This window comes from Planktosalinus sp., assembly GCF_059864935.1.
In genome coordinates, this window is sequence record NZ_JCBCCK010000102.1 from 1 (window position 1) to 9,761 (window position 9,761).

Sequence of the window (9,761 nt, forward strand, 5' to 3'; positions counted from 1 at the left end):
CGTTCAATTGCTTCAATAATGAGAATAAAACCAACTATAATAAGTACTGATGAATTTACAAAAGCTGCAATAATTTCTGCTCTTTTATAACCAAAGGTGCGTTTAGGTGAAGCTTTTTGTTTGGCAAGTATATTCGCTATATAACTTATTAATAGAGAGAGTACATCAGTAAAATTATGAAGTGCGTCAGACAATAAAGCTAAACTACCTGAAACAAAACCACCAATTACCTGGGCAACGGTAATTAAAACATTTAATAATATGGAAATAAAAAGGTTGGTTCCCTTAACCTGTGCAGATTTATGGTGGTTATGTTGATGTCCCATAAGGGAAGAATTATTTACAAGAAATCTTATCTACTCTGCTTTGGTGCCTTCCTCCTTCAAAAGGAGTTTCTAAAAAAATTTTTACCATTTCCAACGTCTGGGCTTTTGCAGTAAAACGTGAAGGAATGCAAAGAATATTTGCATTGTTGTGTTGTCGGGAAAGTTCTACTATTTCTTTATTCCAGCATAGAGCAGCTCTAATATTTTTGTACTTATTTGCCGTCATTGACACACCATTCGCACTTCCGCAAAGCAATATTCCAAAATCTACTTCTTTATTTTCAACGGCTTTTGCAACCGGATGAACAAAATCCGGGTAATCAACACTTGTTTCCTCGTTGGTTCCGTGGTTGATTACTTCTATTCCTTTTTCTTCTAAATAATTAAGAATGGCAAATTTGTATTCAGTGCCGGCATGATCGTTTCCAATTGCTATTTTCATTGTGTTTATTGTTTATACAAAATTACAAAACCAAGCTTATTAACCACTATAATTTGGTTTGTTAATTTTAATTTATAAGTCATTAATTTTTAGTTAATTATATCTTAAGGGGAATTGTTTATAAATTGTGTTCTAAAATCTAAAACTAAAGTTGGTGATGTCATTCTATTTTTCAATATGTAAAAATTTATTTCTTAACCTAATTTATATATTCATTTTTACATCATATTTATGAGCAAAAAACAATCCTATTTCAACAAAAAATAACAATTAAAATATTAAAATAAATAAGTTAAATTATGTTGTTGACAACTGTTAATTGAAATAGATACTCAGCTAAAAATCAGCTATAATTTACTCAGATAAGTTGTTGATAAAGGGTTGAAAGTTGCTTATATCTTAATTTCAAAACAAATCTAAAAAAAATTATTCCACATATGAACAAGCAATAACCATCACCATTTCTTTTTTAAAATTTAAATAAAAATATGAATTATTTTATATGTTGTTGATAACCTAAACTTTATTTAAATTTTTATTGTATTTTAAATCGTCAATAATTTGAAGAACCTCGTCAAGATCGTCAGGATGAACAAGGAGTCTTATTCCGCCAAGGGCATGAGAATGGAAAGGTAGAATATTTAACATCGTTTCGTTTTGAAAAAAGTGGGAAATAGATTTGTGCTCGAGAATCAGCCTCAAAACTGCAAACTCATAAGAATAAGTAAACACAGCTGCTACAACAAAATTTTTCATCCTATAGGTTCTTTTAAAATTGATGTAACACCAATTTAAGAAAACTTTACGTTGAAAACTACTAATTTTCATAAGAATGGCGTAATTTTAACAACAAATAAAAATGTATTGCATGTCTGCAAAGAAAAGAAGAAAAAACTCCAATAATAAGATACCCAACCTCGCTGAAAGCATTTTAAAAATATTACTGTTAAACCCAACAAATACTTTTAATTACAAACAAATTTCAGCTAAGCTGGGTTTTGATGATGCAAGCAGCAGAAATCAAATAATCAAACAACTGAAAGATCTTCAGGGAAAACAACAAATTGAAGAAACTGATAGGGGTCAATACCGTATTAAAAAAGGCAATCAGTATCACACAGGAAAACTGGATATGACCACCAGGGGTCAAGGTTATGTAATTGTAGATGGTCTTGAAGATGATGTATTTGTAAACAGTAAAAATATAAACAAAGCATTTCATGGAGACGAAGTGGAAGTATATATCTACAAAAGAAGAAAAAATGCAACGCTTGAAGGAGAGATAACCAACATTATTAAAAGAAATAAAACGGAGTTTGTTGGAGTAATTGATATACAGAAAAATTTTGCTTTTGTAGCCACCAGTGAAGTCAAAATGTATACTGATATATTTGTGTCCAAAGACAAAATTGGAAAAGCACAACAAGGCGATAAAGTATTGGTAAGAATTGATGAATGGCCTGAAAAAGCAGATTCACCCTTCGGATCTATAATTAAAGTGTTAGGAAAACCGGGAGAGCACAATACAGAAATACATTCCATATTGGCACAGTATGGATTACCTTATGATTTTCCGGAAGAAGTTGAAAAATTTGCGAAAAGTATAGATACGTCAATTGATGAAAATGAAATAAAAAAACGCAGGGATATGCGTGATGTACTAACCTTCACGATTGACCCTGCAGATGCCAAAGACTTTGATGACGCATTAAGTTTTCAGGTTTTAGAAAACGGTAATTATGAAATAGGCATCCATATAGCCGATGTTTCCCATTATGTACAACCCGATACCATTTTAGATGACGAAGCTTATGAACGGGCCACTTCAGTTTATCTTGTTGACAGGGTGGTACCAATGTTGCCTGAAGTATTATCTAATTTTGCATGTTCTCTCAGACCCAATGAAGAAAAATTTACCTTTTCAGCCGTTTTTGAAATCAATGAAAAAGCAGATATAAAAAAACAATGGTTTGGAAGAACAGTGACTTACAGTGATGCTCGTTTTGCTTATGAAGAAGCTCAACACATTATTGAAACAGGAAAAGGAGAAATACCGCCACATATTTCACTTACCGGAGAAAGTTACCATGCAAAAGAAAGTGTTGTTGCAGCAATAAGAATATTAAATAAGCTTGCAAAAAGCATGCGTAGAAGACGCATGCAAAACGGGGCCATTTCTTTTGATAAGGTAGAAGTAAAATTTATTTTGGATGATAAAAGTAACCCTACTGGAGTGTACTTTAAAGAAAGTAAAGATACCAATCACCTCATTGAAGAATTTATGTTGCTTGCTAATAAAAAGGTGGCTGAATTTATTGGAAAACAATCCCAGAAGAAAACATTTATATACAGGGTTCATGATGAGCCCAATGATGAAAAACTGGCCGCACTATCCGGCATTATCAAGCAATTTGGTTACAAAATAAACACCAAGGACAGAAAATCAACCAATACCTCATTAAATAAATTGTTGGTGGATGTAAAAGGAAAAAAAGAACAAAACCTTATTGATACTTTAGCTATCAGAAGTATGAGTAAGGCCGAATATTCCACTCAAAATATTGGTCATTATGGGTTGGCATTTGATTATTATTCTCATTTTACATCGCCCATAAGACGTTATCCTGATGTAATGGTACATCGTTTACTACAAATGTATATCGATGGAAAGCCTTCTCAAAAAGAAGAAGTGTATGAAGAAAAATGTCGCCATTCCAGCGATATGGAAAACCTGGCATCCAGTGCAGAACGGGATAGTATTAAGTATATGCAGGTGAAATATATGATTGATCATAAAGAACAGGATTTCCTGGGGGTTATTTCCGGAGTAACAGAATGGGGAATTTATGTTGAAATTATTGAAAACAAATGTGAGGGCATGGTGAGTTTACGCGAACTTCGTGACGACCATTACACTTTCAACAGAGAAGATTTTGCGGTTATTGGTAGCCGAAATAAGAAAGTTTATCAATTGGGCGATGAAGTTTATGTTAAAGTAAAACAAGCCGATTTGGTAAAAAAACAGCTCGATTTCACACTTATAGGTAGTAGGGCAGAAGTTGAAAGATAGATTTTTTTAAATAAATCAATAATAGCTACATTTGTTTTACAGACAAAATCTATGATTGAAGATTTAATAGCTGCAATTCCTTTAGGAATTTTTCTTGCATTTTTAATTGGTCCGGTATTTTTTATTCTTCTTGAAACAGCTGCGGTTAAAGGAGTAAGGGCTGCCATTGCGTTAGACCTTGGGGTTATTTTTGCCGATATTGTATTTATTTTTATTGCCTATTTCAGTACCAGTCAATTGCTTGAAAAAATCAAAGATGATCCCGCCTTGTTCATTTTTGGAGGCGTGCTTTTAGTTACTTATGGGATTATTTCGTTAATCAAAAACAAGAAAAACTACCAACTTCAGGATGACCCTACGATTGTTATTATTAAAAAAAACAATTACATCGAACTCTTTATTAAAGGTTTTTTTCTCAATTTCATCAATATAGGTGTGTTAGGGTTTTGGTTGGGGATATTAATCGTTTTTGGGCCTCAATTAGAAATGGACACTAAACGCATAACTTCTTTTTTTGGAGCAATTTTAGCAACCTATTTTGTAATAGATATTTTCAAAATACTGGCCGCTAAAAAACTTAACAAAAAACTGACTCCCTATAGAATTTATCGTGTCAAAAGGGTTATAAGCATAATTATTATTGTATCCGGTGCCGTGTTGTTAATCAAGGGCATTTTACCAAAACAAATTAACGGAACGTTTGAAACTCAAATCGAAAAGAGAATTCCAACGATATAAAAAAAACTCCTTCAATTTTTATTGAAGGAGCTTTACTTTGTTTTGAGGCATCGTCCGGATTCGAACCGGAGTAGTCGGTTTTGCAGACCGGTGCCTAGCCCCTCGGCCACGATGCCCAATAATACCCGCGAATCCCGATAGCTATCGGGAGGGAATCTCTATCTAAGAGTCAGCAAATGTAAAAAAATTTAAATTCAATTACTATCTAAATTAACGATTTAGCGTTTTGCTTTCATAACTACTACCACTTCGGCAACATTGCCACCAATGGGCGGGTTGACCTTTGAAACTTTTACCTTAACTTCATTGACCAATAAAAGCTCACTGAAAATTCTTTCAATAATTCGTTTCCCAACATGTTCGAGCAGTTTTGAACGCACGGCCATTTCTTCCTTAACAATCTTATTCAGGCGAACATAATCAACGGTATCCCTTAGTTCATCAGTGTTCGAGGCTTCTGCAAGGCTGGCCTTCACTTTTAAATCTACCAGATATTCAGAACCAATACGGCCCTCTTCTATCAGGCAACCATGAAAGGCATACACTTTAATTTTTTTAAGACGGATGATTCCCAATTCAAATCTTTTTAATTCATTACAAAGATATAACTTGCAACTGCTTTACGTCAACATAAACTTATAATTTTAATACCTTTGCGCTTCAAATTTAAACTATGTCCACAGAAGAAAAATCACTCAATTTTATTGAGCATATTATAGAAGACGATTTAAAAAGCGGCTTCCCGAAAGACAAACTGCGTTTTCGATTCCCGCCTGAACCCAATGGTTATTTACACATTGGGCATGCTACATCCATTTGTTTGAATTTTGGACTGGGATTAAAATACAACGCACCGGTAAATTTGAGATTTGACGATACCAATCCGGCTAAAGAAGAACAGGAGTATGTCGATGCTATCAAAAAAGATGTAGAATGGCTAGGGTTTAAGTGGGACAAAGAATGTTACGCATCTGATTATTTTCAAGAGATGTACGAATGGGCCGTACTTCTGATAAAGAGCGGAAAAGCCTATGTAGATTCACAATCCTCTCAGCAAATTGCCGAACAAAAAGGCACCCCAACAGAACCCGGGAAAGAAAGCCCCTTCAGAAAGCGCTCAGTTGAAGAAAACCTGGCTCTATTTGAAAAAATGAAAAATGGCGAAGTGGGCGAGGGTGAGCATGTGTTGCGCGCCAAAATCAATATGGCATCAACCAATATGCTGATGCGTGATCCTGTGATGTACCGTGTGCTTCATAAACACCATCACAGATCCGGCGATAGTTGGCACATTTACCCGATGTATGACTGGGCCCACGGCGAAAGTGATTATGTAGAACAAGTCTCACACTCATTGTGTACTCTTGAATTTTTACCACACAGAGAACTTTACGACTGGTTTTTAGACCAGATATATGATGAAACCTTAGTAAGACCTAAACAACGCGAATTTGCCCGAAGAAACGTCAGCCATACGGTTGTTAGCAAGCGTAAACTGTTGCGTCTTGTACAGGATGGCGTTGTCTCAGGATGGGACGACCCCAGAATGCCCACCATTTCAGGTATGAGGCGTAGAGGGTATACCCCTGCTTCCATCAGGAATTTTGCTAACAGTATTGGAATTGCAAAAAGGGACAATCTTGTGGATGTAGCACACCTCGAATTTTGTGTTAGAGAAGATTTAAACAAAGTTGCTCCCAGAGTAATGGCGGTTTTAGATCCTGTTAAACTCGTTATCACTAATTATCCTGAAGGTAAAGAAGAGTGGCTTGAAGCCGAAAACAATCCTGAGGACGAAAGCGCAGGAAATAGAAAGGTTCCCTTTTCCCGTGAACTTTATATTGAAAGGGAAGACTTTAAAGAAGAAGCCAACCGAAAATTCTTCAGGCTTTCAATTGGTAAAGAGGTGCGTCTAAAAAACGCCTATATCATTCAAGGGGAAAGCGTGGTTAAAGACACCGATGGAAATATTACAGAAATTCATTGTACCTATGATCCCGATTCACGGAGCGGAAGTGGCACGGAATCTTCACAACGCAAAGTTAAAGGCACTTTGCACTGGGTTTCTATTCAACATGCAGTTCCCGCAGAAATAAGGGCTTATGATCGCCTTTTTCTTGTAGATTCTCCCGACACCAATAAAGAAAAAGACTTTATGGAATTTATAAACCCGGATTCACTTCAGATCACAACAGGTTATGTAGAACCCTCTCTAATTGAATCTGGGTCCGAAGAAGTATATCAGTTTCAGCGCATAGGCTATTTTGCTGTTGACAAGGAAAGCTCTCCAAACAAACTGGTTTTTAATAAAACAGTAGGCTTGCGCGACTCCTGGGGAACAAAGAGAGATTAAAAGTGTTAAATATTTAAGATTAAGCCATTAATTATTAACCGGTTATTAACAAAGGGGCGGTGGTATTCTTTGTATCTTGTCGTATAATAAATCTAATAACATTTAAAAATTTAAAATTATGGCAAATAACACAGGACAAACACTCCTAGCGCTTTTAACCGGAGCAGCTATTGGAGCCGGTATTGGAATTTTATATGCACCTGAAAAAGGATCAAAAACAAGAGATAACATCAGTAAAAGCGCTAAAAAGGCTCAAAAGGAACTTTCAAAAAAATTAAAGGAAACAACTGATGCTTTAGGACAAAAAGCCAGTGCCGCGAGATTAAGTTTCGAAGAGAAGCTTGAAGACACCATCTCTAACGCAAGCTATAAAGCCGATGATGTTTTGAAAGCATTGGAAGAAAAGCTAGAGGATTTGAGAAAGCAAAACTCAAAGTTACAGAAGAAGTAAGCTAACGGACTATTAATACTAACCAAAATCATTTAAAGTGTTTGAAAAAATAACCGACAACGTTGAAGATGTTCAGGAAAACCTAGAGTCCTACATTAAAAACACGATAGATTACCATTCACTCAATATCTACAAAAAAACCACCAAGTTGCTTGTATCGGTTCTAAGACTTTCTTTGTTGGGGGGTATTGCTCTTTTGTTTCTGTTTTTTGTTTCGTTTGGTGCAGCTTATCTCATAGGAGAAAGCATTGGAAACATTAGCAACGGGTTTTTTGTTGTTGCAGGATTCTATGTTTTTATTTTTATTTTGGTTGTGATTTTTGGAAAAAAACAACTGGAAAAATTAGTATTAAGAAGCACCTCTAAAACCTTTTTTAATGACTAAAATTAAATCATACAGCTCGTTTAAAGAAATTGATCGAGAACTTGAAATTTACAAACTTCAGACCCAGATTGATAAAGAGAAAATTAAACAGAACGTGACCTTGATAAAGGACGCGGTCTCGCCTACCAATTTGGCTATTGACTTAGGCTTATCCTTAGTGAGGAAAATTCTTTATGGCAGGATAATACACAAACTTCTACCGTTTGGCAGAAAATGAACAATCAAAAAAAAGCCCGAAAATTTTCGGGCTTTTTTGTATGTTCTATTCATTTCTTTCCATTGGTTTTTTAGGATTTGACCCTCCTTCTTTTTTGTTTTGAACTGTTTTGTCCTTTTTCATTTGTTCTCCAATCATGTTTGAAGCAGTGAAAGAAGCCACCATATTGTTAAGCATGTCGCTACCCGCCTGAGGTGAGTTGGGCAATAAAATCAAATTTGAATTTGTTTCTTCTCCCAATGATTGCAGCGTGTCATAATGCTGTGTTACAACTATCAGCGCCGATGCCTCCTGGGAATTAATCCCAACGTTGTTTAAAACATTGACACTTTCTTCAAGTCCACGTGCTATTTCACGTCTTTGATCCGCAATTCCTTGCCCTTGAAGTCGCTTGCTTTCAGCTTCTGCACGGGCTTTTGCTACAATTTTAATACGCAGTGCTTCTGCTTCAAATTCTGCGGCAGTCTTTTCGCGTTCAGAGGCATTGATGCGGTTCATGGCATTTTTCACCTGCTGGTCAGGATCAATATCTGTGATTAGGGTATTGATGATATCATAACCGTAGCGGGTCATTGCTTCGTTCAGCTCTTTTTTAACGGCATTGGCGATGTCGTCCTTACGTTCAAAAACGTAATCCAGCCTTAGTTTAGGCACTTCAGCACGCACTACATCAAAAATATAAGAGGTGATTTGATCGTGTGGATATTCCAGCTTGTAGAATGCATTGTATACATTGTCTTCAATAACTTTAAACTGCACTGATACTTTAAGCTTAACAAAAACATCATCTTTTGTTTTTGTCTCTACTATTACGTCAAGCTGTTGTACCCTCAAGTTGATTCTTCCGGCTACCCGGTCAACCAAAGGAATTTTAAGCTGTAAACCTGAGCTCCTAACGCTGGTAAATTTTCCAAAGCGTTCCACTATCGCAGACGTTTGTTGTCTCACCATAAAAAAGGTCCCCATAATCAATAAAAAAAGGATGACCAATCCTATAATAATAAAAATGTTTGTCATAATTTCTTGGTTTTTTTGAAGCTTCAATTTACGAAAATTAAGTTTACATTTGGACGCATTTTAAATTATTGATTTTGAAAAAAATTCTCACTCTTATTTGTGTTTTTATCTTAGCGGTAAATGCTCAGGTAAAAGCCCAAAAAAACTTTAAAGAATTCAATGTAATAGGTGTGTCTGCAGGACTTACATCTTATAAAATTCAAACCTCAGATTTTACCACAGATAAAAGGGAAAGCTATATGTTTGGATTTCAGATGAGAGGGAATGTTTACAACAACTTCGACCTGATTTATGGTATTGCTTTTTATGATACAAAAACCGCAATTTCGGCTTCAAGCACTCCGGTTGGTGGTCAAAAAAGAGATTTAGACTACAACCTTCAGTCTGCACAAATCTCGGTGTTATGGGGATATAAAATAATCAGGGAACACTTGAGTATTGAGGCCGGACCAATTTTAAACATAAACGGCAAGCTTACCCTTGAAGATAAACGTTATGAAAATTATATTATTGACGGCTACACCGCTTTAAGGGCAATTGACATGGAAAATATTTCTATGGCAAACTTTCATCTTGCCGGAGGTTTAACTGTCGGGTTTAAGAATATTAGACTTTTTGGACAGTATCAATATGGAGTAACAAACATGTTGAATAAGCTAAACAGCCAAAACCTTGAGAAAAATAATTTTAAAGGACACAGCAGCCTATTAACCGTGGGTGCTACAGCCTATTTTTAACCCAATGTTTTGATGGCGTTTTCAA

The 9,761-nt window shown here is 35.5% G+C and carries 12 protein-coding genes and 1 tRNA gene; 7 read left to right on the forward strand and 6 right to left on the reverse strand.

Translation table 11 applies throughout. The features are described from left to right. The 3 genes from AC6F75_RS04435 to AC6F75_RS04445 form a co-directional block, all read right to left on the reverse strand. Positions 1-326, reverse strand: a 326-nt coding sequence (locus tag AC6F75_RS04435) for a cation diffusion facilitator family transporter (protein ID WP_500713741.1), incomplete at its 3' end; no start/stop codon positions are given. A 10-nt stretch (positions 327-336) separates the two neighbouring features. Further along, complete coding sequence (gene rpiB / locus AC6F75_RS04440) at positions 337-768, reverse strand: ribose 5-phosphate isomerase B (protein WP_500713742.1); 432 nt, start codon at positions 766-768, stop codon at positions 337-339. Positions 769-1,284: 516 nt separating this feature from the next. Beyond that, positions 1,285-1,524 (reverse strand): DUF2007 domain-containing protein, encoded by a 240-nt coding sequence (locus AC6F75_RS04445; RefSeq protein WP_500713743.1) that lies wholly within the window; start codon positions 1,522-1,524, stop codon positions 1,285-1,287. Positions 1,525-1,636: 112 nt separating this feature from the next. On the opposite strand from AC6F75_RS04445, the gene rnr reads away from it, so the two are divergent. After that, positions 1,637-3,838, forward strand: coding sequence for a ribonuclease R (rnr, locus tag AC6F75_RS04450; protein ID WP_500713744.1), 2,202 nt, complete (start codon positions 1,637-1,639; stop codon positions 3,836-3,838). 51 nt (positions 3,839-3,889) lie between these two features. Then, the gene (locus AC6F75_RS04455) at positions 3,890-4,576 is read left to right on the forward strand and encodes a LysE family transporter (RefSeq protein ID WP_500713745.1); all 687 of its coding nucleotides are present in this window, start codon (positions 3,890-3,892) and stop codon (positions 4,574-4,576) included. Positions 4,577-4,621: 45 nt separating this feature from the next. Here AC6F75_RS04455 and AC6F75_RS04460 read toward each other — a convergent pair. Together AC6F75_RS04460 and folB are read right to left on the reverse strand one after the other, a co-directional pair. Next, positions 4,622-4,692, reverse strand: a tRNA-Cys gene (locus tag AC6F75_RS04460). A 102-nt stretch (positions 4,693-4,794) separates the two neighbouring features. Next, a complete protein-coding gene (gene folB / locus AC6F75_RS04465) occupies positions 4,795-5,151 on the reverse strand; it encodes a dihydroneopterin aldolase (protein WP_500713746.1) in 357 nt (118 codons plus the stop codon). Between the two features lie 98 nt (positions 5,152-5,249). Here folB and AC6F75_RS04470 point away from each other — a divergent pair, with 98 nt between their 5' ends. From AC6F75_RS04470 to AC6F75_RS04485, 4 genes are all read left to right on the forward strand, one after another. Next, a complete protein-coding gene (locus AC6F75_RS04470) occupies positions 5,250-6,929 on the forward strand; it encodes a glutamine--tRNA ligase/YqeY domain fusion protein (protein ID WP_500713747.1) in 1,680 nt (559 codons plus the stop codon). A gap of 118 nt (positions 6,930-7,047) precedes the next feature. After that, the gene (locus AC6F75_RS04475) at positions 7,048-7,380 is read left to right on the forward strand and encodes a YtxH domain-containing protein (RefSeq protein WP_500713748.1); all 333 of its coding nucleotides are present in this window, start codon (positions 7,048-7,050) and stop codon (positions 7,378-7,380) included. A gap of 37 nt (positions 7,381-7,417) precedes the next feature. Next, positions 7,418-7,765, forward strand: coding sequence for a phage holin family protein (locus tag AC6F75_RS04480; RefSeq protein WP_500713749.1), 348 nt, complete (start codon positions 7,418-7,420; stop codon positions 7,763-7,765). Next, positions 7,758-7,982 (forward strand): DUF6327 family protein, encoded by a 225-nt coding sequence (locus AC6F75_RS04485; RefSeq protein ID WP_500713750.1) that lies wholly within the window; start codon positions 7,758-7,760, stop codon positions 7,980-7,982. The genes AC6F75_RS04480 and AC6F75_RS04485 overlap by 8 nt, the downstream gene beginning before the upstream one ends. A gap of 45 nt (positions 7,983-8,027) precedes the next feature. On the opposite strand, the gene AC6F75_RS04490 is transcribed toward AC6F75_RS04485, so the two are convergent. Continuing rightward, a complete protein-coding gene (locus AC6F75_RS04490; RefSeq protein WP_500713751.1) occupies positions 8,028-8,999 on the reverse strand; it encodes an SPFH domain-containing protein in 972 nt (323 codons plus the stop codon). Positions 9,000-9,073: 74 nt separating this feature from the next. On the opposite strand from AC6F75_RS04490, the gene AC6F75_RS04495 reads away from it, so the two are divergent. Beyond that, positions 9,074-9,736 (forward strand): porin family protein, encoded by a 663-nt coding sequence (locus AC6F75_RS04495; RefSeq protein ID WP_500713752.1) that lies wholly within the window; start codon positions 9,074-9,076, stop codon positions 9,734-9,736. The last annotated feature ends 25 nt before the right edge of the window (positions 9,737-9,761 follow it).

Excerpts from the sequence above, each read along its gene's own strand:
- rpiB (WP_500713742.1), bottom strand. The coding sequence starts at position 768 with ATGAAAATAGCAATTGGAAACGATCATGCCGGCACTGAATACAAATTT.
- AC6F75_RS04445 (WP_500713743.1), bottom strand. The coding sequence starts at position 1,524 with ATGAAAAATTTTGTTGTAGCAGCTGTGTTTACTTATTCTTATGAGTTT.
- rnr (WP_500713744.1), top strand. The coding sequence starts at position 1,637 with ATGTCTGCAAAGAAAAGAAGAAAAAACTCCAATAATAAGATACCCAAC.
- AC6F75_RS04455 (WP_500713745.1), top strand. The coding sequence starts at position 3,890 with ATGATTGAAGATTTAATAGCTGCAATTCCTTTAGGAATTTTTCTTGCA.
- AC6F75_RS04470 (WP_500713747.1), top strand. The coding sequence starts at position 5,250 with ATGTCCACAGAAGAAAAATCACTCAATTTTATTGAGCATATTATAGAA.
- AC6F75_RS04475 (WP_500713748.1), top strand. The coding sequence starts at position 7,048 with ATGGCAAATAACACAGGACAAACACTCCTAGCGCTTTTAACCGGAGCA.
- AC6F75_RS04485 (WP_500713750.1), top strand. The coding sequence starts at position 7,758 with ATGACTAAAATTAAATCATACAGCTCGTTTAAAGAAATTGATCGAGAA.
- AC6F75_RS04490 (WP_500713751.1), bottom strand. The coding sequence starts at position 8,999 with ATGACAAACATTTTTATTATTATAGGATTGGTCATCCTTTTTTTATTG.